Source organism: Carboxylicivirga longa (genome assembly GCF_050589825.1).
In the GTDB taxonomy this organism is placed as follows: domain Bacteria; phylum Bacteroidota; class Bacteroidia; order Bacteroidales; family Marinilabiliaceae; genus Carboxylicivirga; species Carboxylicivirga longa.
The window spans coordinates 1-24454 of sequence record NZ_JBNGOZ010000008.1; the positions used below are offsets into that span (position 1 = coordinate 1).

26 protein-coding genes and 1 pseudogene are annotated in these 24454 nt (G+C 44.4%); 6 read left to right on the forward strand and 21 right to left on the reverse strand.

What is annotated here, in order from left to right; all coding sequences use genetic code 11:
* The first annotated feature begins 66 nt into the window (after positions 1-66).
* Positions 67-375 carry a helix-hairpin-helix domain-containing protein gene (locus ACRD7A_RS08460; protein ID WP_430810720.1) on the forward strand — a complete coding sequence of 103 codons (309 nt, stop codon included), beginning with the start codon at positions 67-69 and terminating at the stop codon, positions 373-375.
* A gap of 94 nt (positions 376-469) precedes the next feature.
* Here the strand turns inward: ACRD7A_RS08460 and hisB are convergent, their stop codons facing one another.
* The 4 genes from hisB to hisG all read right to left on the reverse strand — a co-directional run bounded on the left by hisB (position 470) and on the right by hisG (position 5032).
* Complete coding sequence (hisB, locus tag ACRD7A_RS08465; RefSeq protein WP_430810719.1) at positions 470-1597, reverse strand: bifunctional histidinol-phosphatase/imidazoleglycerol-phosphate dehydratase HisB; 1128 nt, start codon at positions 1595-1597, stop codon at positions 470-472.
* Positions 1598-1682: 85 nt separating this feature from the next.
* Entirely contained in the window at positions 1683-2726 is a 1044-nt protein-coding gene (hisC, locus tag ACRD7A_RS08470) for a histidinol-phosphate transaminase (RefSeq protein ID WP_430810718.1), read from the reverse strand.
* A gap of 80 nt (positions 2727-2806) precedes the next feature.
* Entirely contained in the window at positions 2807-4093 is a 1287-nt protein-coding gene (gene hisD / locus ACRD7A_RS08475; RefSeq protein ID WP_430810717.1) for a histidinol dehydrogenase, read from the reverse strand.
* 78 nt (positions 4094-4171) lie between these two features.
* Complete coding sequence (gene hisG / locus ACRD7A_RS08480; protein ID WP_430810716.1) at positions 4172-5032, reverse strand: ATP phosphoribosyltransferase; 861 nt, start codon at positions 5030-5032, stop codon at positions 4172-4174.
* 472 nt (positions 5033-5504) lie between these two features.
* On the opposite strand from hisG, the gene ACRD7A_RS08485 reads away from it, so the two are divergent.
* From ACRD7A_RS08485 to ACRD7A_RS08495, 3 genes are all read left to right on the forward strand, one after another.
* The gene (locus tag ACRD7A_RS08485) at positions 5505-6593 is read left to right on the forward strand and encodes a nickel-binding protein (protein ID WP_430810715.1); all 1089 of its coding nucleotides are present in this window, start codon (positions 5505-5507) and stop codon (positions 6591-6593) included.
* A 75-nt stretch (positions 6594-6668) separates the two neighbouring features.
* Positions 6669-8057: an FAD-binding oxidoreductase gene (locus tag ACRD7A_RS08490; protein WP_430810714.1), complete on the forward strand. Its 1389-nt coding sequence runs from the start codon at positions 6669-6671 to the stop codon at positions 8055-8057.
* 65 nt (positions 8058-8122) lie between these two features.
* On the forward strand, positions 8123-8524 hold the full coding sequence (locus ACRD7A_RS08495; RefSeq protein WP_430810713.1) for a hypothetical protein: 402 nt from the start codon (positions 8123-8125) through the stop codon (positions 8522-8524).
* Between the two features lie 105 nt (positions 8525-8629).
* Here the strand turns inward: ACRD7A_RS08495 and ACRD7A_RS08500 are convergent, their stop codons facing one another.
* A complete protein-coding gene (locus tag ACRD7A_RS08500; RefSeq protein ID WP_430810712.1) occupies positions 8630-9028 on the reverse strand; it encodes a bacteriohemerythrin in 399 nt (132 codons plus the stop codon).
* A gap of 239 nt (positions 9029-9267) precedes the next feature.
* Between ACRD7A_RS08500 and ACRD7A_RS08505 the strand changes: the two genes are divergently transcribed.
* A complete protein-coding gene (locus ACRD7A_RS08505; protein ID WP_430810711.1) occupies positions 9268-9999 on the forward strand; it encodes a CDP-alcohol phosphatidyltransferase family protein in 732 nt (243 codons plus the stop codon).
* A gap of 68 nt (positions 10000-10067) precedes the next feature.
* Here the strand turns inward: ACRD7A_RS08505 and ACRD7A_RS08510 are convergent, their stop codons facing one another.
* From ACRD7A_RS08510 to ACRD7A_RS08525, 4 genes are all read right to left on the reverse strand, one after another.
* The gene (locus tag ACRD7A_RS08510; RefSeq protein ID WP_430810710.1) at positions 10068-10205 is read right to left on the reverse strand and encodes a hypothetical protein; all 138 of its coding nucleotides are present in this window, start codon (positions 10203-10205) and stop codon (positions 10068-10070) included.
* Between the two features lie 65 nt (positions 10206-10270).
* Positions 10271-11407 carry a cytochrome d ubiquinol oxidase subunit II gene (gene cydB, locus ACRD7A_RS08515; RefSeq protein ID WP_430810709.1) on the reverse strand — a complete coding sequence of 379 codons (1137 nt, stop codon included), beginning with the start codon at positions 11405-11407 and terminating at the stop codon, positions 10271-10273.
* Positions 11407-13002 (reverse strand): cytochrome ubiquinol oxidase subunit I, encoded by a 1596-nt coding sequence (locus ACRD7A_RS08520; RefSeq protein WP_430810708.1) that lies wholly within the window; start codon positions 13000-13002, stop codon positions 11407-11409. The genes cydB and ACRD7A_RS08520 overlap by 1 nt, the downstream gene beginning before the upstream one ends.
* A 16-nt stretch (positions 13003-13018) precedes the next feature.
* Complete coding sequence (locus ACRD7A_RS08525) at positions 13019-13225, reverse strand: DUF4492 domain-containing protein (RefSeq protein ID WP_430810707.1); 207 nt, start codon at positions 13223-13225, stop codon at positions 13019-13021.
* 464 nt (positions 13226-13689) lie between these two features.
* On the opposite strand from ACRD7A_RS08525, the gene ACRD7A_RS08530 reads away from it, so the two are divergent.
* A complete protein-coding gene (locus ACRD7A_RS08530) occupies positions 13690-14193 on the forward strand; it encodes a sigma-70 family RNA polymerase sigma factor (RefSeq protein ID WP_430810706.1) in 504 nt (167 codons plus the stop codon).
* Positions 14194-14363: 170 nt separating this feature from the next.
* Here the strand turns inward: ACRD7A_RS08530 and ACRD7A_RS08535 are convergent, their stop codons facing one another.
* From ACRD7A_RS08535 to ACRD7A_RS08590, 12 genes and pseudogenes are all read right to left on the reverse strand, one after another.
* The gene (locus ACRD7A_RS08535; protein WP_430810705.1) at positions 14364-16418 is read right to left on the reverse strand and encodes a hypothetical protein; all 2055 of its coding nucleotides are present in this window, start codon (positions 16416-16418) and stop codon (positions 14364-14366) included.
* 126 nt (positions 16419-16544) lie between these two features.
* On the reverse strand, positions 16545-17084 hold the full coding sequence (locus ACRD7A_RS08540) for an HD domain-containing protein (protein WP_430810704.1): 540 nt from the start codon (positions 17082-17084) through the stop codon (positions 16545-16547).
* A 90-nt stretch (positions 17085-17174) separates the two neighbouring features.
* Positions 17175-17771, reverse strand: coding sequence for a bifunctional phosphoribosyl-AMP cyclohydrolase/phosphoribosyl-ATP diphosphatase HisIE (gene hisIE, locus ACRD7A_RS08545; RefSeq protein ID WP_430810702.1), 597 nt, complete (start codon positions 17769-17771; stop codon positions 17175-17177).
* A 61-nt stretch (positions 17772-17832) separates the two neighbouring features.
* Positions 17833-18189, reverse strand: a complete 357-nt coding sequence (locus ACRD7A_RS08550; RefSeq protein ID WP_430810701.1) for a four helix bundle protein — start codon at positions 18187-18189, stop codon at positions 17833-17835.
* Between the two features lie 62 nt (positions 18190-18251).
* Complete coding sequence (gene hisF, locus ACRD7A_RS08555; RefSeq protein WP_430810700.1) at positions 18252-19010, reverse strand: imidazole glycerol phosphate synthase subunit HisF; 759 nt, start codon at positions 19008-19010, stop codon at positions 18252-18254.
* Between the two features lie 120 nt (positions 19011-19130).
* Complete coding sequence (gene hisA, locus ACRD7A_RS08560; protein ID WP_430810699.1) at positions 19131-19859, reverse strand: 1-(5-phosphoribosyl)-5-[(5-phosphoribosylamino)methylideneamino]imidazole-4-carboxamide isomerase; 729 nt, start codon at positions 19857-19859, stop codon at positions 19131-19133.
* Positions 19860-19913: 54 nt separating this feature from the next.
* Entirely contained in the window at positions 19914-20567 is a 654-nt protein-coding gene (gene hisH, locus ACRD7A_RS08565; protein WP_430810698.1) for an imidazole glycerol phosphate synthase subunit HisH, read from the reverse strand.
* Between the two features lie 2 nt (positions 20568-20569).
* A pseudogene (locus ACRD7A_RS08570) lies at positions 20570-20919 on the reverse strand (four helix bundle protein).
* A 109-nt stretch (positions 20920-21028) separates the two neighbouring features.
* Complete coding sequence (locus ACRD7A_RS08575) at positions 21029-21721, reverse strand: TlpA family protein disulfide reductase (protein WP_430810697.1); 693 nt, start codon at positions 21719-21721, stop codon at positions 21029-21031.
* Between the two features lie 63 nt (positions 21722-21784).
* Complete coding sequence (trpA, locus tag ACRD7A_RS08580) at positions 21785-22573, reverse strand: tryptophan synthase subunit alpha (RefSeq protein ID WP_430810696.1); 789 nt, start codon at positions 22571-22573, stop codon at positions 21785-21787.
* Positions 22574-22604: 31 nt separating this feature from the next.
* Complete coding sequence (trpB, locus tag ACRD7A_RS08585) at positions 22605-23798, reverse strand: tryptophan synthase subunit beta (protein WP_430810695.1); 1194 nt, start codon at positions 23796-23798, stop codon at positions 22605-22607.
* Between the two features lie 16 nt (positions 23799-23814).
* Positions 23815-24444 carry a phosphoribosylanthranilate isomerase gene (locus ACRD7A_RS08590; RefSeq protein ID WP_430810694.1) on the reverse strand — a complete coding sequence of 210 codons (630 nt, stop codon included), beginning with the start codon at positions 24442-24444 and terminating at the stop codon, positions 23815-23817.
* Between the last annotated feature and the right edge of the window lie 10 nt (positions 24445-24454).

Here is a 24454-nt window from a genome sequence, read left to right on the forward strand (position 1 = left end):
AAACAAAAAGGCTAATCAACAAAGATTAACCTCATATATTGTTCTTCATAAGTATCACTTCTGAAAGTGCCTATTTACACCAAAGACAAAGCCGATACAGCACGAATCTTCATCACGTTGGCCGAACAATTGCTGAATAGCTCAAATCATTATATTCGCCAAGGCTACAAACCCAAAACATTACAAAAACAGCAGCTTTACTTCCTCTCAGGCTTGCCTTTGGTTGGCTTCCAAACTGCAAAGGTCTTATTAAAGCAATTCAGTACAATTGAGCAGCTAATCAATACCTCCACTGAAGTACTGAAGCAGGTGAAAGGCATAGGAAAGGGAAAAGCAGAAGCAATACGTGAATTTAATATGCGGAAGTACAAGTAAATTCACGCAAGAGAAGATAAATACATTAGCCAGGCGCGCTTTTACACCTCACAGGTCTTGAAGACCTGTAAGATGCAAATACCTAGACCTAGACCTACAACACACCTTTTGTACTGGGCAACTGATCGCTATACGGATCTTTTCGAATGGCAGCACGGATGGCACGCGCCAAAGCCTTAAATATACCCTCAATCTTATGATGCTCATTGTTACCTTCGGCTTTAATATTCAGGTTACAAGCAGCAGCATCGGAAAAGCTCTTGAAGAAATGCATAAACATTTCTGTGGGCATGTCACCAATTTTTTCTCGTTTAAAATCTGCCTCCCATACCAGCCAGGGACGGCCACCAAAATCCAAAGCCACCTGCGCCAGGCAGTCATCCATGGGCAGACAAAAGCCATAGCGTTCGATACCCCGCTTATCACCCAACGCCTTTTTAAAGGCTTCACCCAACACAATGGCAGTATCTTCCATAGTATGATGCTCATCAACATGCAAATCGCCTTTTACCTCGATGGTTAAATCGCAACCCGAATGACGCCCGATTTGCTCCAGCATGTGATCGAAAAAATGCAGACCCGTAGAAATATTACACTGCCCCGTACCATCCAGATTCAGGCTTACCCTGATAATTGTTTCGGCAGTTGAACGCTCAATAGAAGCACTGCGCTCCGTTCTGAATAAAAAGGCGGCCACCTCGTGCCAAGCGTCCGTTATTAATGCACATACCTCACCCAGGCCCTTCTCTGCAAGCATCTTCTCCCCTTCATCTTTATTTCGAAGCAAAATCGCTTTACAGCCTAGGTTATAAGCCAATTGCACATCCGTTATCCGGTCACCAATCACAAAAGAGCCTTCCAAATCATAGTCTCCCTGCATGTATTCGGTGAGCATAGCCGTACCCGGCTTTCGTGTGGGAGCATTCTCTTCGGGCAGGGTAGGATCGATATGCACCTTATCAAAACGAATGCCTTCATTTTCCAACGTCCTCATCATCTTATCCTGCGCCGGCCAGAAGGTTTCTTCCGGGAAGGATGCCGTACCCAGGCCATCCTGGTTCGTAACCATAACGAATTTATAGTCTAGCAAAGCCGTCACCTTTGACAGGTTCTGAAACACACCGGGATAAAACTCCAGTTTTTCCAGGCTATCCACCTGAAAATCAACGGGCGGTTCAAGAATTAAAGTGCCATCGCGATCTATAAAGAGTATTTTTTTCATAATTTATAAAGTATCAAGAACAAAGGTAATTTACTGCGGCTTAATCATTATAACGCAGAAACGCTATTCCTTTACATCGCTGTTTTTATTTCTGCTGACCATACGAAGCAAGCGCATCAAGCAATAATCTGTTTTCCCCGGGCTGACCAATGGTGATGCGCAGACATCCGGCACAAAGCGATACCGTAGAACGGTTGCGAATGATAATTTGCTTGCCCACCAAAAAACTATAAATAGCATTGGCATCATCCACTTGTACCAATAAATAGTTAGCATCGGACGGATACACCTTGCTAACAAACTGAAATTGCTCCAACTGCTGAGCCAACCAGGACCGCTGAGCCAACAATACCTGCACCCAGTCCTCCTTATCCGACTCACGCTCCAGCAGCTCCATAGCTTTTTCCTGTGTCAGCACATTAATATTATAAGGATATTTTATTTTACTAAGCACCTTCACTATTTCGGACGAAGCAAAGGCCATACCCAAACGGATGCCAGCCATTCCCCATGCCTTGGAAAAGGTTTGCAGAATAACCAGATTCGGGAATTCCTGAAGTTCCTGAAGCAGGCTCTTCTGTGGACAAAAATCAATATAAGCTTCATCCAACACCACAAGACCTTCAAACCCGCGGATAAGGGTCAGAATATCTTCCTTAGCAAAGCAATTACCCGTAGGGTTATTGGGCGAACATATAAACAGCATTTTGGTTTTATCATCGCAGCATTTGAGAAGCGCCGGCACATCCAGTTCAAAATCATCGGTCAGCAAAACCCTTCGCACCTCAATGTTATTGATATTGGCCGCCACCTGATACATACCATAAGTAGGATCAATGCTCACCACGTTATCTTTTCCCGGTTCACAAAAGGCACGAAACAGTAGGTCAATGGGTTCATCGCTCCCATTACCCAGAAAAATCTGAGCGGCATCAACCCCTTTCAGGCAGGCAATCTTATCTTTTAACACACGCTGATTGGGATCGGGATAACGGTTATAGGGTTCATTGAACGGGTTTTCATTGGCATCGAGGAATACAGATGCTGCACCCGTAAACTCGTCCCGAGCCGATGAATAAGGTTGTAAGTTAAGGATATTGGGTCGTAATAACTGCTTTATTGATTTCATATAAGATAGTCAGTAGTGAGTAGTGAGTAGTAAGCAGTGAGTGACAATGCACACAATACTTACTAATCAGTACCGTTGATTTATAAATCCATTTTCTTTAACCGAACACTAACCGCATTTTTATGGGCATCCAGTTGCTCAGCGGCAGCCATCACTTCAATGGAAGGACCGATTCGCTTCAGTCCGGACTGTGTAATTTTCTGAAACGTAATTTGCTTCATATAACTATCCAGGTTAACGCCACTAAAAGCGGTAGCATAGCCATGAGTAGGCAGGGTGTGATTGGTGCCCGAAGCATAATCGCCGGCACTTTCGGGCGAGTAATTACCCAAAAACACCGAACCGGCATTCCTCACCTTTTGTGCCACTCCTTCTTCATCGTTCATGGCAATGATCAGGTGTTCCGGTGCGTATTCATTACACATTGCCACCATTTCATCCTCACTTTCCAACACTATCATACGACTGTTTTGAAGGGCTTTGCTTGCCACTTCCTTCCGGGGCAAGCTCTCCAACTGAGCCGTCAAAGCCACTTTCACCTGTTGCAGTAATTCTTCACTTGTAGCCAATAGCACTACCTGACTATCAGCACCATGCTCTGCCTGCGATAAAAGGTCGGCAGCAATAAACTCGGGCACAGCACTATCATCTGCCATAATCATTACCTCAGAGGGACCGGCCGGCATATCGATGGCTACGTCTTTGAGGCTCACCAGCTGCTTAGCGGCCGTAACAAAGCGATTGCCAGGACCAAATATCTTGTCCACCTTTGGCACACTATCGCTTCCATAGGCCATGGCACCAATGGCCTGAATACCACCCAGCTTAAAGATGCGCGTGACCCCAACCAATGAAGCGGCATATAAGATAGCCGGATGCACTTCTCCCTTTGCATTGGCCGGCGTACACAGCACAATCTCGCTGCATCCTGCAATAGTTGCAGGAATACCTAACATCAGTACAGTAGAAAAGAGAGGAGCCGTGCCTCCGGGTATATAGAGACCCACCCGATCAATGGGCACGCTCTTCTGCCAGCAGCTAACACCCGGCATGGTCTCCACCACAGTATTTTGACGCTGTTGCGAACGGTGGAAAGCTTCAATATTCTTAAATGCCATCGAGAGTGCTTCTTTCAATTCGTCGCTTACCTGCCGGACGGCTACCTCAATTTCATCAGGCCTTACTTGCAGACCTTCAGGTGCCGCGCCATCAAACATTCGGGTATATTTAAGAAGTGCCTCATCGCCGTTGCGCTTCACATCACCCAGTATACCACGCGCCGTATCATATACATCATCAAGCCCATTATCGGGACGTGCCAGCAAGGCACCCCATTCTGCTTTGGAAGGATATAAAATTTTTTGCATAACTTCACTCTGCTTATAGCTATCGGTTTTTAACCAATAGCTACTCCCTGTGGGATTATTTCTAATTAAAACCCGATATTAAAGGATCATTTTCTCAATAGGCACCACCAATATTCCTTCTGCACCCAAACTCTTCAGCTGATCAATAATCTCCCAAAACTTCTTTTCCTGAATCACCGAATGCACCGAACTCCAACCCTTATCGGCCAGGGGCAACACTGTTGGACTTTTCATACCGGGCAATACTTGAACAATCTCATCCACCTTATCGTTGGGTACATTCATCAGTATGTACTTATTGGAGTTTGCCGCCATCACAGCATTAATACGAAAGATCATGGCATCCAGCAAAACCTGTTTCTCATCACTAAGATTCGGTGCCGATACCAATAAGGCCTCCGACTGCATCACCACCTCCACTTCTTTGAGTCGATTAGCTACCAACGTACTACCGGAACTCACAATGTCAAAAATTGCGTCAGCCAAACCAATCCCCGGCGCTATCTCCACAGAACCCGCAATTTCATGTATTTCAGCATTGATACCTTGCTGCTTAAAGAATTTTTTAAGAATAACAGGATACGAAGTCGCTATCTTCTTACCTTCAAAATAATCCAGTCCTGTATATTCCTCGGCTTTGGGAATGGCCAACGACAGGCGACACTTGCTGAAACCCAGACGCTTCACCACCTTTAGATCAAAACCCTTTTCAGCCATCTCGTTCTCCCCAACAATACCAATGTCGGCCACAGAATCGGCCACCGTTTGTGGAATATCATCATCGCGCAGGTACAATACTTCGATGGGAAAGTTGGGCGATGCCGCCACTAACTTGCCGCTGCCGGAGTTGAACTTAATCCCTGCTTCTTTCAGTAAATTCATAGAGTCGTCGTTAAGGCGACCTTTCTTCTGTAATGCAATGCGTAATTTCGTTTTCATGCTAAGCTATGTTTTAAGAATCAAAAAAGGCTTACCCAATATCGGATAAGCCTTGTATTTTATCAATAACAGATATACACAATCAGCTCATCCGCCGGATAAGTAATGATGATGAATATGAAAGTGAGTTGTTATCATTGTAATAAAAATAAAAAAGGCTTACCATTTCTGATAAGCCTCTGTTGATATTGTAAATTTTTATACACCAATTGCCGCCTACCAGTTTTGCAGGATATCATGATGACGATGATGAATAAAATTTTGCATGTCGTAATTGTTAATTCGTTACAAATGTAAGGGCAATATTTTCAAATACAAATAATAGAAGCCATTTTTTAATTATAATGGATTAAAAATGCGTATTAACTGACTTTACCTGAGGTATAAAATTCCCTATATTGCTTAGTCAATAAGGAATTAGTTTGTTTTAATATTCCTCAATCAAAACGTAAGGTATTTAAAAAAAAGGATTATGCCCATATACATGGATCGTCACGACTTGCCTGGAGTAACAGCTCAGGATGTTGCAGAAGCACATGGGCAGGATCTTAAAGTTCAGCATCTGTATGATTGCAGAGCCTTAACCTATTGGTTTGATGAAGAGAGACAAACAGCCTTTTGTTTAATTGAAGCTCCCAACAAAGAAGCAGTGACGATGTTGCACAAAAATGCCCATGGCCTTGTTCCGCATCAAATCATAGAAGTTAATAAGCAGATTGTCGAATCCTTTTTGGGGCGCATCAAAGACCCTGAGGGCAGCAAGCCGGATTCGTCAGGGTATCTAAGGGAGTCGGCATTACGCTTTTTATTAACTTTTCGCCTTAATTTTATTGAACAGCAACCCATCAGACACAATCAAGAAGAATTAGCGCGCATCAATAAAATCCTAAAGAATTACAATGGACGAATGGCAGAAAGCATTGGGCAGGTTTTGATTTGTTCATTCACCAATGCTACGGCCGCTATTCAATGTGCATCAGAAATGCGTCAAATGTTGCTTACGAAAGTAAGTTCCGATATAAGCGATAAAGAAGTAAAATTGGGTCTTTATGCCGGCACCCCGGTGGATGAGAATAATGAGTTGTTTGGCCAGGCTGTCAATATATCCGGCTACTTATGTTTTATCTCCTCTAGTAATACCATCGTCGTATCGCCCTCTGTAAAGGAATATTGTGATCATAAAGGTATTGAATGCTGGAAAGATGTTACGGATATTAAATTTTTGACACAGACCGAAGAGCATTTTCTGGCTCAACTGATCATCAATATGAAACAGAAAATTAGTTCTACAGAATTTTCGATGGGCAATTTAGCCCAGGTGCTCGGATTGAGTCAATCTCAGTTATATAGAAATGTGGTTGCACTGAGTCATAAATCACCTGGTGCACTTTTTAAGGCACTTAAATTAGACCATGCTCTTTCGCTTATGAAGCGGCAGGATCGAACCCTTGCTGAGATTGCTTTTGAAAGTGGATTTGGCAGTCCGTCTTATTTTACCAAATGTTTCAAGAAGCGTTTTAATATTTCGCCTTCATCCTATCTCGAGTCATCGCTGCATTAAATTTACCAGTTTTTGAATAAAAATTATTAGGTACTGATGCCTTATTGAGGTTATATTGGATAAAAAGATATAAACATGCACAATTCATTAAAAAGTTTAAATCCCTCTATAGTAGAAGAATTTGCTAATCAATTAAGAGGAGAAACAGTACTACAGACCGATGAAAGGTATGATGAGGCCCGGCGGGTATACAACGCGATGATTGATAAACACCCGGGTATGCTTGTATACTGCCACGATGTAACGGATGTAAGCGCCACAGTAAATTTTGCCAGAGAAAACAAGCTGCTGTTAGCCATTAGGGGTGGCGGACACAATGGCGGCGGGTTAGGTATATGCAATGACGGCATAGTGATTGATTTATCAAGGCTTAAAAATGTAAGGGTAGATACAAGAGATCAAACGGTGCGAGTTGCCGGTGGTAATGTTTGGGGAGAAGTCGATCATGTGACCCATTCTTACGGTTTGGCAGTTCCGGCAGGCATTATCTCAACAACGGGTGTTGGTGGTTTAACCCTTGGCGGTGGGGTTGGTTATTTGAGTCGAAAATTTGGTTTAACAATCGACAATTTGCTGGAAGCGGATATGGTTTTAGCCGATGGATCCTTGGTTACGACTGATAAAGACCATCATCCCGATCTTTTTTGGGCGATTCGGGGTGGCGGTGGCAATTTTGGGGTGGTTACCTCATTCAAGTTTCAGGCCCATCCCTTGGCAACTGTCATAGGTGGTCCAACATTATGGCCCATTGAGCAAACCGAAAAGATAATGGCGTGGTACGATCAGTTTATTCACGAGGCACCTGAAGATTTAAATGGCTTTATAGCTACCATGGTTATTCCGGGCGATCCATTTCCACCGGAATTGCATAACAAACAATTTTGTGGCATAGTATGGTGTTATACGGGTGATAAAGATAGGTTTGAGGATGTGTTTAAAGAAGTCCGTTCAAAGCACCCGGTGTTTGAAATGGTAGGTGAAATGCCGTATCCGGCTATTCAAACTCTTTTTGACGGATTACTGCCACCCGGACTACAGTTTTACTGGCGAGGTGATTACTTTAAAGACTTGGGGCCGGAGATACGGGCGACTCACTGCAAATTTGGCTCTATAATACCTACCCCCTTATCTCAAATGCACTTATATCCCATCAGTGGGGCAGCTGCTAGAGTTGGAAATTCGGATACCCCCTGGGCCTATCGCGATGCAAAATACGCTGGCGTAATCGTTGGTATTGATCCTGATCCGGCAAATGCGACCAAGATAACCCAATGGTGTAAATCGTATTGGGAAGCCCTACATCCTTATTCGGCTGGGGGTTCTTATTCTAATTTTATGATGGAAGAAGGTCAGGAGCGCGTTCGGGCTTGTTACCAGCATAATTATGCACGTTTACTACAAGTTAAAAAGAAGTACGACCCGGATAATCTCTTCAGGGTGAATCAAAATATAAGAGCCAGTTAGGCAAACAGATAACATTTACTAACCCTGATACTTGGTGGTAATTTGTTTAATAAAAAGTGAGTATTATGAAAATTGCAAAAGAAGATGTACCGGTAAAAATTAATTCAGCGGCAGCAATTGCCCGACAGAAAACAGGATTTGGCGATGCAACGGGATATGGTAAAATTAGTGGCGAGTTTTTTACCCTAAGCAAGGGCACTGATATTTCGCCATTGCTCGAGGGATTGCATGAGGATAAGTGTCAGTGTCCGCATTGGGGATATGTGCTGGATGGGAAGATTAAAGTAGTGTATGCCAATGGAACGGAAGAAACCGTAGTAGGCGGCGATCTATTTTACTGGCCACCAGGTCATACGGTTATTGCACTGGAATCGTCAAATATGATTTTATTTAGTCCACAGGATGAGCACTCGCATGTTATTGGACATATCGTGAATAAAATGTCACAATCAGTTGCTGATTCATAGTTGGTTATATGAATTGTGTAGAGCGAGTTTATGCTAAAGCTGCATAAACTCGCTCTACACAATTTCTTATTCCTTAATCAATAAGCTTCTATAGCACTTTTAAATTTATTGCTGGCTACTAAAGGCAGCATATTGCTGGTCGGCTCCCTTTATATGCTTAATAAGCCAATCCTTCAGAAAATTGGTTACCTCAAGAGATAAAATTAGCTTACCACTTTTAAGACGGTCATAATAGCCATTAACCTGCTCCACAAAATTTTCATGCAACTTAATGTGTGCATCAATACCTGGATAATTCAAGCTACGCATGTATTTTTCCTCATTGGCGAAGTGCGTTTTCGTGTAATTAACAAGTCCCAGAATCAACTCTTCCAAGCGTTCTTTAGGTGAGTTATCCTTAATACCCTCATAAAACTTCTGAATAAGGTCGAACAGTTGCTTGTGTTCGCTATCAATAACCTGACTACCCACCGATAAATCATTTGTCCACATAATCGTTTTCATTGTAATCGTAATACCAAAATTTAGCGTACAAAGATGCGAAAAACAACGATTATCCGATAAGCTTTTGATAATATTACCCTACAAGGTAAGACACTTTGCACGAAGCTACTGACAAACAACAGCCTTTTGCCAAAAACATAAACTTATTCAAGCTTATCCTTCCCAAATAAAGGGTATCAAATTTTGAAACTCTTCCCCTTTGCTTTACTTTCGACGAATATTTTTAAAAACTGATAGGTATGAACGTCAAACAGCACATCCCAAACTTTTTAACCAGCCTGAATGTACTATGCGGTATATTGGCCGTATTCTTTGCCCTTAACGCGCGCATCGATCTGTCGATATGGCTGATTTTTGGCGGGGCGCTCTTTGACTTTAGTGATGGTTTTGCGGCACGTGCGCTGAAAGCCTACAGTGCCATGGGTAAGGAGTTAGATTCGCTGGCCGACCTGATTAGTTTTGGTGCCGCACCGGCAGCCATATGGTCCACCCTAATCAAATATCAGCTGAGCGGAAGCTACGCCACCAACTTCTTTGCCCTGAAGGGGGCCGAGCAGGTCATGGTGCTTATCCCTTTTGTGATGGTTGCCTTTGCCGCCCTGCGCCTGGCCAAATTTAATATCGACACGCGTCAAACCGAGAACTTCCTAGGCTTAACCACTACTGCTACGGGCATTTTTACCGCAGCACTCGCCTACTCCTTTCTTAGCAATCCCGATGCATTCAAATGGCTAACACCAGCACCCATCATTATACTTATTGCCTTTTTCAGTATCTTGCTAATCAGTGAAATACCCATGTTTTCACTTAAGTTCAAAAGCCTGAAGTGGGGCGAAAATAAGGAACGGTTTATTCTGTTGCTTCTGGCCATTGTGTTGATAGCGCTGCTGGGCGTGGGAGGAATAGCCGCCGTCATCTTATACTATATTGTGATATCAACGGCCAAATGGCTGCTGGGCATTAAGTCCTGATCCAAACATGAATAAATATGAAAAATCCCGGCACCTGAGCAGGCACCGGGATTTTTACTTAAAGACTCCTATCCTTCCTCGGATATCTTTGCTTCTTCGTCCTTGAGCTTCTCAAATTTTTTAAGCCCAAACATCACTGCATAATAACTAATCACAATGGTTAAGGGCAGCGACAGATACCATAGTATTTCGTGTAAATAACTCATCTTTTAAAGTATCTAGTATCAAGGCAAAAGAGTTAAGATCACCTCTCTTCCCTTGATGATTAAAATTAATAAACGTGAATATCCTCCGAATTCATCTCATCCTCATCGATCGGCTTATTGTTCATGGCCTTCCACACGTACCAGATATAGGCGAATACAAAGGGTACCATTAAGGATGCATAACTCATGGCTGTCAGGGTAAAATGACTGGATGACGCATTCTGAATGGTTAATGAGCTCTGCAAGTCGTGGGTGGAAGGATAAAATGAGGTATTATTGAAACCGGCCACCAGTAATAGGCTAAGCACCGTAAGCACCGTACCGGCGCCAGCTGCCCATATTCCTTTGGTACATTCTTCGCGCAAGATGCTTGCCCCAAGCCCCAGCAAGACGCCAAGTACACCCAACAAAAACATAACCAGCACCACCGGCATGGCCATCAAGTTATTGAAGTACTTAAAAGGTTCCATATACACTGCTTGCGTATCGGGGTTAACGGCAAATCCATCGCGCACAAACAACCAAATAACAAAGGTAAGAAAGAACACCAGAAAGGGCACTCCATTAATCACCAGCTGCTTTTTAGCACGTTGAAAAATGCCTTCATGCTTAATACTATTCATAAAATAAAGGGCTCCCAGCACGCGTGCCAGAAAAAATACAGCCAGTCCCAGTGACAGGTTATGGAAATTAAGCGCGGCCTCCAGTCCATGCGACTTAAGCGCCCACTGCGACTGATTCATATCATTTACCGAGAAGGCCGAACCCGTGAAAAAGGTAGCCACGGCAGTACCGATTAACACCGTACCCAACAGACCGTTGATCAGCAGAAAGGTTTCGTAGGTGCGGGCTCCAAACACATTATTGGGGCGTGTACGAAACTCATAGGCAATGGCCTGAATAACAAAGGCAAACAAAATAATCATCCATACCCAATAGGCACCTCCAAAGCTGGTGCTGTAAAACAAAGGGAAGGATGCGAAAAAAGCACCTCCAAAGGTCACAAGGGTAGTAAAGGTAAACTCCCATTTACGTCCCAGGGTATTCACAATCATGGTACGTTCCACATTGGTTTTTCCGATGGTGTAAATCAGCGTTTGTCCGCCTTGCACAAACATCAGAAACACCAGTAAAGCGCCTAGTAAGGATACGATGATCCACCAGTATTGTTGTAAAGCTAAATGTGATAATTCTCCAAACATTACTTATGCCCTCCTTCTTTTGGTCCGTTTTTAATTTGTTTCACCATGATTTTTACTTCGGCAATGGCCAGCCCCACGAAGGTTATGGCGAAGAGCCAGAAGGTGATCATCACCGAGCTGGTGTCTATTTTCGACACGGCTGTCATAGTCGGCATCAAATCCTGAATCACCCAGGGCTGGCGACCTACCTCTGCTACAATCCAACCGGCCTGACTGGCAATATAGGCCAGTGGGATTGTCCACAATGCCGTGTAAAGTACCACTTTGTTAGACTGTAACTTGCGACGGTAAATGAGCCACAACAACACCATAAACAATAGCATAAAGTGTCCGCCAAGAATTACCATAATATGGAAGGCATAGAACGACAAAGATATGGGCGGAACTATTTTAAAGGCGTTCAACTCCAACTGCTCGGGATCCGGATCGTAATAATTACCGTAACCAAAGTAACGGAAGTAATTATCCACCCATTCTTTATCATCAAACTTGGCCCTGAGCCGCTCGTACTCAACATCATCAACCCCTTTGGCATCCTTAAAAGCTCTGAGGGTTTGCTGGGCCTCGTAGCCCCGGCGTATCTTTTCTTTGTACGACATGATATTGTGCTCCTCATTACCCAACACCAAATCCTTTATACCGGGTACAAAGGCATCGACCTCAAGAAAGGCGAGGTAAGAAAGCATATTGGGTATCTCAATCTTCATCAGAAACTCCTGATCCGAATCTCTGTTCATGGGGTCATCATGCTCTTTGCCAAACATGCCGATGGCAATCAGTGGCGCCTGTCGCTGCCCTTCGTACAACGATTCCATGGCGGCAAATTTCATGGGCTGTGTCTTGGCCACATCACGCGCTGAACCATCGCCCGTAGCCACCAACATAACCGAAGCTACCAATCCAAATATAGCCGCAATAACAATACTGCGCTTAGCAAACAATACGTGACGCTTTTTGAGTAAAAACCAGCTGCTGATACCCACCACAAAAATGGCCGCCAGCACATACCCCGAAGTGGTCGTATGCAAAAATTTAGTGACGGCGGTCGGCGAAAGAAAAACATCCCAAAAATTATCCATCTCATTACGGGCTGTTTCAGGGTTGAACTTCATGCCCACCGGGCGCTGCATCCAGGCATTAGCCACCAAAATCCACAGGGCCGATAAATTGGCGCCTACGGCAGTCAGCCAGGTAGCCGTCAGGTGAAAACGCTTGCTCACCTTGTTCCAACCGAAAAACATAACGGCTATAAAGGTACTCTCCATAAAGAAGGCCATAATGCCTTCAATGGCCAGCGGCGCGCCAAAAATATCACCCACAAACCAGGAATAATTAGACCAGTTGGTACCAAACTCAAATTCAAGAATAATGCCAGTGGCTACCCCGATGGCGAAGTTTATGCCAAACAGCTTCATCCAGAACTTGGTGATACGTTTCCATTCCGGATCACCGGTTTTTACATAGATGGTTTCCATAAAAGCTATGATAAAACTGAGCCCCAAGGTTAAGGGGACAAACAACCAGTGAAACATAGCCGTAAGTGCAAATTGTGCCCTCGACCAATTAACGAGTGACAAATCAATGTTCTCTAGCATTTTTGAATTTTATGTGTTATTGACTGATTAATTCTTCTATTACATGATTAGCCCGCTCTTCATCAGTAGAATACCTGTTTTTTAAGGTATCGCGAAAAAAGAACAAGCGAAAAACCGCAAACATGATAAACAGTTTAACCAAAATAATGACCCAAAGCGTGCGTGCATAGGGCGACAGGTTTTTGAAACCATCCAGGTAAAATTGATATATCTTTTTTATCATCGTATGAATCTCCTTTGTACCGCTGTGTTTAAACAGCAAATTAATCACTTTGTTTGAAAAGAAACAGGATAAAAGTCGTCTTTTCAAACTCTATGCATGAACCTTCAACAATAATAATTCTTTTAAAGTTTTATGGATATTTCTTAAACACTTAAATAATATTTTAGACCCCCTCATTAACAGCTCTTTACAGGCCTAGTAACTTACATTGTGTCGACTAAAATTGATTAAGGCATGGCGCAAAATATTAAACACATTTGGTAGTTAAATCTATTTTATCCATCTTTACTTTTGTATTTGAGTATTTCATTACTTTATTTCCTATTTGTTATGTAATGCTGATATTCAGTTGCATTAGTGATTATCATTTAGTAAATTATAATTTTTTAAAAATACATAAGCTGTAATACACCCATGCAGCCGTATTGATCAAACTACGAATTGTTAAACAAAAACCCTATAAGATGACCGCAGAACAGTTTAACCATCGTTTATTGGGGCTTCAACACAAAATGTTTAGTTATGCCCTGTCGTTAACTGCCAACGAGGAAGATGCCCACGACCTTGTGCAGGAAACTAATTTTAGAGCCCTTTCGTCACGCGAAAAATTTGTGATGAACACGAATTTTTCGGCATGGATGCACACCATCATGCGCAATTCATTTATCAACAACTACCGGCGTAAATATAAAATGCGTCAGGCCCCCATGTTGGTTGATGAAGTAAACTACCTATCGAACAAGTACTACACTCACGACACGCCGGACGTGATCCACTATACCGGCGAAATACACAATCAAATGAATCGTCTGGAGTGTGAGTTTAAACAGCCGCTAACGATGCACATGGAAGGCTACAAGTACAAAGAAATTGCCGAAAGACTGGAAATGCCAATTGGCACCGTGAAAAGTCGAATCTTCTTTGGCCGTAAGAAACTCCAAAAGATGATTGAGTTGGCGATTGATTAACAAGGCAAAAAGAAAACGAAGGAGGGAGAGACAATAGAAAAGCAGCATAAGTTATGGAAGGATGTAGAAGAATATACAGCCTGCATCCAATAAGAAAAATGCAAAGAGCGCAGTCGTGAAAATCAATTCAGTGACTTGCGCTCTTTGTGTTATCGCTTTTAAAATTCTATTCAGGATTCCCCTAGTTTCTGTGCAGCCTCATGGGCCTGCTCTATCATGGCATCGATGGAGATGTCCTCACCCAATCCTGCCTGCATCCATGCATTAGGCGTTACCGAGCCAATCTGGAACAAACGCTCTACCTCAGGCGCAAAATCAGCCGTTTTAAGATATTGCTCCACCTGGAACTGTATGAGATGACCAAAGGCATAATTGGATAGGTAAATGGGGCTATTCACCATGTGTGAATAGATGGCGAGTATAGGTTGATCCTTCACACCAAAAACAGGTGCGTAATAACTATTCCAAATATCCACTGCCAGGGTCTGAACAGCCTCTTTTAACTCATCGGCTGTCGCCTGAGGATGATCGTAGAGCCACAACCAGGTGCGCTGATCGAGCAATGATACGCCCATGATCTCGTAGGTTGACCAGAAATTATCCAGCACCTGAAGCGCTTCTTTTTGCGGGTTATCATCCTTCATACCCAACAGCTCCAGGTCGCGCTTTTGAAAGATAAAAGCCAAGGCCTCGGTAAAGGCGGTGTTAGGTACACCATTCAACAGATAGTAATCTACATCATACAAGGAAATGGTCTGCTCCACATTATGGCCAAACTCGTGAATAGCAATATTATAGCCTTTGTAATCCATGCCGTTTTTCGGAATGCGCGTACGCAGGTGGGCAGTTTCTCCTTTCATAGCAGCACCCCAGGCATGACCCGATCCGCGCGCCGCATCCACATCGATGCGCTCAGCCAAAATGGCAGCTTTCTCCTTTGTAAAACCCAACTTTTGTAACATGCGGGGCAAATCATTATCCAGCGCCTGTGCATTGGGGTAACGGGCACGTGTGATCTTATTCAAGGCCGCCTCGTTAATACTGCTGCGTGCCTTAAATCCATCGTACCAGATATCCCAGGGCTTAAGGTCACGCCCCAATCGCTGCGCAATCAGTTGCCCCACTTCTTTGGCTGCATCTGATGACAGGAACTTAATAAATAGGGCTTCGGCATCAGCCTGTGTAATTTCCATACCCCCCTCGAAAGCGCGCTTAACAGCCGTATTTAAGGGCGAATAAGCATCCATTCGGCGCATGGCATGAAAATTATTTAGTATCCGTTGATAACGATCGTTTCCTTCAGCCTCCAGACTTACTTTCTGTCCTTCACTGAACACATCATTGGTCACCGGATTCCACTGATAAGCTCCGCTGTTAATAACATCTTTGGGTATGCTTTGGTCGATGATGCGCTTCATAACGGCATACACCATGCCTTGCAGCTGCTCGCCCTCATCGCCACGGCTGTAATGCGATTTGATTTCATCTCGCAGATTCCAGTGAGATAGCAGCACCATGTCTTTGGGAAAATGAGTATTCATCTCCTCATCTACCAGATGCCCCATAAAGATATTGTAATTGGCAATGTACATCTCAGAAGCCGATCCCACCTCAGAAACTTCCTGCAATATCTCGGCAGGCACACGAGCGGTGAACACATCACCCATGCGGGCATACGCCCACTCCTGACGTGTCCATTTATCGGCGTTGTGCTCCTTCTCCACCAAGGTGTAAAACGGAAAGTTTAAGGCAATGGTAAAGGCCATTTTATTGCGATACATATCCTCGATGAGGTGCGCACCGGCGCTGTACCCCCCAAAAGCCTTATCAATTTCGATTATGTCGCCCATGGGTTCGTGCAAAGGCCGCTGAAGATCAAGGGCAATTTTATTGAAGTGGCCATAAAGAATCTCCAGGTTACGACTTACCTTTTCAAAAACAAGGGCTTTTTGCTGGCTGTCGGCAATGAAATTATCCTCGCAGAAACGCTGAAAATCATCTTCGCTGCCATCCACATTACGCCATAAAGAGGCAGCATGACGCACACCCCGCTCAATCATTTCGCCATTGGCATGGGCATGCTTTTGACGCAGTCCGGCAACGGTTGCTGCCACACAGGCCGAGCTGATATTGGCCACCTCATCCTGCCCGTTACTATTGTTACACGGTGCCTGACAGGCCATAAAAAGACCGGCCATCACCATCATAATAAGATATTTCTTCATCAGTCTGTATTTTATATGATACGGATTATTTTCGCTCAAAACTATAAAAATCAGATGGATAATAACAGGACTTTTGGCAGCGTTTCAAGCGCATACCCTCACCATATCCAAGGATTTGCTAAAGCACTACAAGAACTGCTGACACCAGCTTTCGAACTGCGCCACCTGATGATTGCCGTGCTTACGCATGGCTTTTATGATCTTATCAATGCTCTTGGCCTGCCTTAATGATCTGCTCTTACTGTAAAATTTATCGGCAAAACAGATGATTTGCTCTTCAATGGTCAGAGGTATCATATTGCGCTGCGGGATGGGCAAACCCTGACTTTGTATGTCACTAAGAGACAGCCCTGTGCCGGTATGACGCTCACATACAAGCGCATGAAGGGGATAACCCTCTTTCTCCAACAACTGACGACCCAGATAGCCATGGCAGATATAGGGATACGTGCCTGTGCAGTGCAAATCAGGAGCATGTGTCATAAAAATGCCAATATCATGTAGCATGGCGGCCTCCGATACAAAGTAAGCATCGGCATTGAGCTCAGGGTGCCTGGCTACAATATCGAGTGCCTTGTCGCGAACTGCCTTACTATGCTCTGTTAAAGTAAGCCAAAGCGGACTTCCCTCACAATAATATTTATTGATGATATCCAGCGGATTCATAGAAACTATGACTGTTAGTAATTTTAGATGTCGGTCTCAAGGAACGGTACTTTATAAAGAATCCTTCCTTGAGACCCACAAAACATTTTTTTAAGCTTTGTGTCGGCTTTTCAGTTCATGTACAAGGTCTTCGATACGATATCCTTTATGAGTCAAAAGCACAATGAGGTGATAGAGCAAATCGGCTCCTTCATACAGAAAATTCTCATCATCGTTGGCCATGGCTCCAATCACTGTTTCAATGGCCTCTTCACCCACCTTCTGCGTAATAGTTCTTACCCCTTTGGTAAACAACTTGGTAGTGTAAGAACCTTCCGGCATCTCTTCCTTGCGCTTATCGATAAAATCCTGTAAGGTCTTTAAAAACATCAGTTCATCGGCTGTATTATCCTCACCCCAGCAGGTATCTGTACCTTTGTGACAAGTTGGCCCCTGCGGATTAACCTTTATCAACAAGGTATCCTCATCGCAATCCACCATCATGGATACCACATTAAGGTAATGTCCCGACGACTCACCTTTGGTCCATAGCCTTTGTTTGGTGCGCGAATAAAAAGTCACTCTTCGCTCCGCCTTCGTCTTTTCATAAGCTTCCTCATTCATAAAGCCCAACATCAGGACTTTGTTCGTAAGGTTATCCTGAATAATTGCCGGCACAAGGCCGTTGTTTAGTTTTTGAAAATTCATGCTTCAGCTATTAGAAGCTAGAGGCTAGAAACTAGCTCCCAGCAATTAATTTATATTTGAATTATTTTTCTGATACTCTATTAATTAAGCCTTGAATCATTCGACATTCTTCATCAATTATATTTTGTAGATCATCAAGCTCATCATCAAAACCTTCATAAAGTTCCTTTATTACCTCACATTGGGTATCCAATTCGAAGCTACTTCCTAAGGCAATTTGCAGAAAGCGATTAAAATCCTTCTCACTTTTCCGGCTGCTCCCTTCTGCGATATTAGATGGAATAGAAACCGAAGCTCTATTCATCTGTGCAACCAAATTGTACTTCTCCCTTTCGGGTAACTTATTTGTCAACCAATAGGTCTTTTTAACGATTGTTATTCCTTGTTGCCAAATCTTAAGTTTTTTATAGTTCTTCATAGATGTAGTTATATTCAAGCTATCCTCTAGTTTCTAGCCTCTAGCTCCTAACCTCTAAAATCTTATAACCTTATCCCAACCCCTTCCCTATCCAAATACCTTTTCAGCTCGGGTATAGAGATTTCGTTAAAATGAAAGATACTGGCAGCCAGGCCGGCGTCGGCCTTTCCCAAGGTAAATACATCCTTAAAATGCTCCATGGCACCGGCTCCTCCCGAGGCAATCAGGGGAATGGTGAGCTGATCGCTCAATTTTGCTAGGGCGGCATTGGCAAAACCCTGCTTCACGCCGTCATGATCCATGCTGGTGAAGAGAATCTCACCGGCACCCCGCTTTTCGCACTCGTCAGCCCATGAGAAGAGTCTTTTATCGGTGGCAATGCGCCCTCCATTAACGGTTACAACCCAACCCTCATCCTGCTGATGCTGAGCATCGATGGCCACCACCACAAACTGACTGCCAAAGCTATTGGCCAAATCACTTATCAGCTTCGGATTACGGACAGCAGAGGAATTCACCGACACTTTATCGGCACCGGCATTTAGCAAGGCATCTGCATCGCTTACGGCACTGATACCTCCCCCCACAGTAAAGGGTATATTGATGTTACGGGCAATGCGTTGCACAAGATCGACAAAGGTTTTGCGCCCTTCGTGACTGGCGGTAATATCCAGAAATACCAGTTCGTCGGCACCCTGCTCAGCATAGTGGGCAGCCAACTCCACGGGGTCGCCCACCTCCTTAATCTCAACAAATTTAACGCCCTTAACGGTCTGACCGTTTTTAATATCAAGGCATGGTATTATTCGTTTTGCTAGCATAATTAATTGTTAGTTATTAGCCATTAGGTGTTAGGCAGTAGATAGTGGTCAGTTGGTATTAGCGTTTATCAAACTCCATATTTTACAAAAGAATGAAGAAAGCATTTTTGTTTCTACTAACTACAATACAAACTTCTCTAAATCCTTAAGGCTGATCTTTCCTTCGTAAATAGCTTTTCCGAAAATAACGGCCGGTATTTCCGCCGCTGCCAGTGCCTCAATATCGCCAATACTGCTAACACCGCCACTTGCTACCAGGTACAAGTTGGGCATTTCCGTAAGCAAGGTCTTATACAAATCGATGGCAGGCCCCTGCAGCATCCCATCCTTACTGATGTCGGTACAAATTACTTTCGTAACGCCCTTCTGACGGTAAGCCTCAATAAAAGGAATCAATTCCTGATCAGTCTCCTCGAGCCATCCCCCAACAGCAATCTTATTGTCTTTGGCATCGGCACCCAGTATAATCTTATCGGGACCATATTGCGTAAGCCAGCTCTCAAATTCATCGGGATTTTTAACCGCTATGGATCCTCCGGTGACCATTTGTGCACCCGACTCAAAGGCAATACGCAGATCGTCGGATGTTTTAAGGCCGCCCCCAAAATCTATGACCAGATTGGTCTTTCCGGCCACCTTTTCCAGTACTTTATAGTTGATGATGCGTCCGGCACGGGCACCATCCAAATCCACCAGGTGAAGCCGTGAGATACCGCTATCCTCAAATTGACGCGCTACCTCCAGCGGATCCTCATTGTAAACTTTCTTCCTGTCATAGTCTCCCTGACTCAAACGCACACATTTACCATCGATAATGTCGATGGCTGGTATAATATCAATCTTTCCCATACAAAAACTATATCCAGCTATCCTGTCAACTGTGCCAGGACGCTTGCTTGTGATTTATAATGATAAAAAATTAGCGAGTATACGATCTCCCACCGAACCACTCTTTTCGGGGTGAAACTGTGTGGCGAAAAAATTATCTTTCTGCAATGCCGCACTATAGGGCAAAATATAATTACTGGTAGCCGCCGTGTGCTCGCCCAAAGCCACATAGTAGCTATGCACAAAATACACATAACCACCTTCCAATGAGGAATCAAACAGTGGTTTCTGCACATTGGTAAGGGTGTTCCAACCCATCTTCGGTATTTTTATATTATCCGGGTTGGGTTCAGGCAGCTGAAACTTACGCACGCGTTCATTAAAAATATTCAAACACGCCACATCTCCTTCCTCCGAATGACTGCACATCAACTGCATACCCAAACATATTCCCAATACGGGCTGACGCAGGCTGACAATGAGCTCATCGAGCCCCGTACTGCGCAGGTAAGCCATGGTATTACTGGCTTCACCCACACCGGGAAAAATCACCTTATCAGCTGCCCTGATCTTTATCGGGTCTGCTGTAATTTCAGCCTCACACCCCAGGCGTGCCAAGGCGTTGGCAACCGAGCGTATATTGCCGGCATTATATTTTATGATGACGATTTTTTGCGCGTCCGAAGTCTGCAGTCCGGAGTCCGAAGAATCGTTAATATTTTGAAGCATAATTATCTCAATTTTGACTTTAAACCTTTAAGCATTTTGTCAACCTCTTCTAGTTTAAGAGTTAGCCCCTCAAGAATGTCCCCATCCAAATAACCTATATTGAAAGCTATTTCCAGCTGCGTTTGAACTTCATAATTGAACCTATCGCAATAGAGATAAACCTTGAAAAATCACCATCTGAATTTCTACCATACCCCTCCGCAATATTGGAGGGAATAGATACTGAAGCTCTCCGCAACTGATTTGTCAGGCCGAACTTTTCGTCGTCGGGAAAGGACTTTGTTTCATTATAAATCTCAGTAACAATGCCCATTGCCTTTTGCCAAACTAGTAAATCTCTAAATGTTTTCATATCAGTTTAGTTTCAAATGCATACCACCATAATTTACCATGTTAAAACATGAAATATGGACTCCGGGCTTCGGACCATGAACTTCGGACTTCGACGATAGTCGAAAACCTTAGTTCACCTCCTCCCCAATCCTTTTCACCAGCGCTTTAAACTCATCCTCGTTGAACAGGCGTGTTAAAAAGATGATCTTGCCGGCTTTGTCAATGAGCACATTGCGGGTGACACCGGACTTCTTATCGGCAAATAATCCAAAAATATCGGCATTATCATCCAAGGCCATGGGATAGGTAATACCGGTTGCTTCGATCATCTGCAGTGCCTTCTCCCTGGGCTCGTCACGATCTACACCAAACACCTTAAGCCCCTTACCTTTATAAGCCTGCCATATCTCTTTCTCGATATGTGGCATCTCCTTACGGCACACGCCGCACCAACTGGCGGTGAATTGCAGCATCACCACATGTCCCCGCAGATCCGACAGGCGGAGTGTTGAGCCATCGGTCAGGGTCATCTCAAAATCAGGTGCTTCCTGCCCAACTTTCACAATGTATCCACGATCATCGGGTGTCTGCGAAAATGCCGTTAGGCTTATGATACTAATCATTAATGTTGTTAATACACTTTTCATGTAAGTACTGTATTTAATTACTAAATAATTTTCTTTGGTGCCAACTGCATCCACTCGTAGTAAGCTTTGATAGTTCCGTGTTAATAGGCCACTTGCGAAAAGATTGTTTGTTAATATCTTCCCTGAGAACCCTTCCTTAAAACCAATTAAACGCTCTACAAGTGTCTGACGCATGTTTTAAATATATTCATTTCTGCTTGCCAGCGATGATATCATCGAAAAAAACATCAAGGCATCTTAAACATTCTTTGCTGCGCCTCCCCTAATATCTTCAATAAATTTTTTAATGCGCTCGGGGTCAACACCGAAATCTGTAAGTAACTTAACAAAGGCACTTCCGATGATGGCTCCTGAGGAAAAGCGACAGGCCGTTTCAAAAGTGGCCGAATTACTAATGCCAAAACCAATGAGACGGGGTGTGCTCAGCTGAAGACCATCCACTCGTTGGAAATAATCGAGCTGTGTTTGTTCCACGTCTGCTTTGGCACCCGTAACTGACGACGATGATACCTGATAGATAAAGCCTTTGCTATGAGTATCTATCTGTGCAATGCGCTCGTCGGATGTTTGAGGCGTTATTAAAAAGATATTGACAATGCCGGCGGCTTCAAACATAGCCTGATACTTACTGCGGTACTCATCGAAGGGAAGATCTGGAATAATCAGCCCGTCCACACCCACTTCTTTGCAGCTATTAATGAATGCCTCCACCCCGTATTTATAAACCGGATTAAAGTAACCCATTAATACAACAGGCATACTGATGCTTGGCCGGAGATCCTTAATTTGCCCGAATAACACCTTCAGGCTCATCCCGTTATCCAGTGCCTGCTCGCTGCTTGCCTGTATGGTTGGTCCATCGGCCAGAGGGTCGGAAAAAGGCATACCCAGCTCCACCAAATCCACACCGGCATTCTCCAGCGCCCGCAACACCGGCAGCGTGTCATTAAGCTGCGGATAGCCCGCAGTAAAGTAAACCGAGCAGATGTCTTTCTTGCTGCTAAAAAGTGCTTGTAATCTATTCATATCGTAAGCGGCTCCAGGAGCACGATTTCGTTTATAATTCAAATTGCTTCATATAGGTATCCATGTCTTTATCGCCCCTCCCTGAAAGGGTGATGACCACAGCATCGTCAGGAGCAAATGTCATCTTCTCCAGGGCGGCCAATGCATGAGCCGACTCCAGTGCGGGTATGATACCTTCCAAACGGGTACACTGCAATGCGGCTGTCAGCGCCTCCTGATCGGTAGCTGCCATAAAACTCGCTCTTCCGGTATCGAACAGATGCGCATGCTGCGGCCCGATACCCGGATAGTCAAGACCCGCCGAGATGGAGTAGGGCTCGGTAATCTGCCCGTCATCGCTCTGCATCAAGTAGGTCATGCTACCATGGATAATGCCTTTATCACCCAGCGCTATTGAAGCCGCTGTATGGTCGGTTTTAACACCCTGCCCGGCAGCCTCCACGGCAATCAGTTTTACTCTTTCGTCATCTAAAAAGTGATAGAAGGAACCCGCGGCGTTGCTTCCGCCCCCCACACAGGCAATGACATAGTCGGGGTGCTCCCTATCGGTCTTTTGCTTGATTTGCTGCTTTATCTCCTCACTGATAATGGCCTGAAGACGTGCCACCATATCAGGGTATGGATGTGGCCCCACCACGGAACCAATGAGGTAAAAAGTGTCGTCGGGGTTGCATATCCAGTCGCGCAAGGCCTCATTGGTGGCATCCTTTAGGGTACGACTACCCGATGTGGCAGCTTTCACTTCCGCCCCCAGCATCTTCATGCGGGCTACATTGGGTGCCTGCCGTTTGATGTCCACTTCACCCATGTACACAACGCACTGAAGCCCCATAAGCGCGCAGGCGGTAGCAGTTGCCACGCCATGCTGACCGGCTCCCGTCTCGGCAATGATACGTGTCTTACCCATTTGGCGGGCAATGAGTATCTGCCCCACCGTGTTATTGATTTTATGGGCACCCGTATGGTTCAAATCCTCCCGTTTGAGATACACATTGGTCTTATATTTGGCCGATAAGCGTCCGGCGAAATAGAGTGGCGAAGGCCGACCCACATAGTCCTGCAACAGCATCTTATATTCCTGACGGAAAGCCGGAGAATCAATAATATCTTTATACACAGCGGCTAAACGCTCTATATTAGGATGTAGCATCTCGGGTATAAAAGCACCGCCAAAACGCCCGTACATCCCCTTATCATCTACCTGATAATTTCTTTTACCACTCATTACTCAATTTCTTAAATTACTTTTCCCCTCGCAGCGCCGCAATAAATTTTGCAAGCTTATCAATATCTTTCAAGCCGGGTTTTATCTCAAACTGACTATTCACATCAATGGCTTTTAAATTAAGCCCCTGTATTTGTCTTATGGCCTGCACATCGTTGGGACCTATGCCTCCACTTAAAAACACCGGCCGGTCATTATTATACTTTTCCAGCAATTGCCAGCTAAATTTCCTGCCGCTACCTCCATAGCCTCTTGTAGCCGTGTCGAACAGAAAAAAATCACAACAGTCCTGATAAGGCAAGGTCTGATGAAAATCAAAGCACTCATCCACCTGAAAGGCCTTCATCACCTGTGCTCCCGACTGCCTTAGCAAGTGGCATAGTTCAGGCGATTCTGAGCCGTGCAGCTGCAGCAGATCGAGGCCAAAGCGCACCCTCTGCCGATCAATTTCCTGCTCGCCGGCATTGACGAATACCCCCACTCTGCGAATCGAAACATCCTGCGGCAGCACAGGGACCTCTGTCACAAAACGAGGTGAATGCCGATAGAAGATAAAGCCCAGATAATCGGGCTGCAAGGCCATCACCTGTTCAATATTAGCACCTTGACGCAAGCCACATACTTTTATCTCGGGTACACCATTCATCGTAACTGAT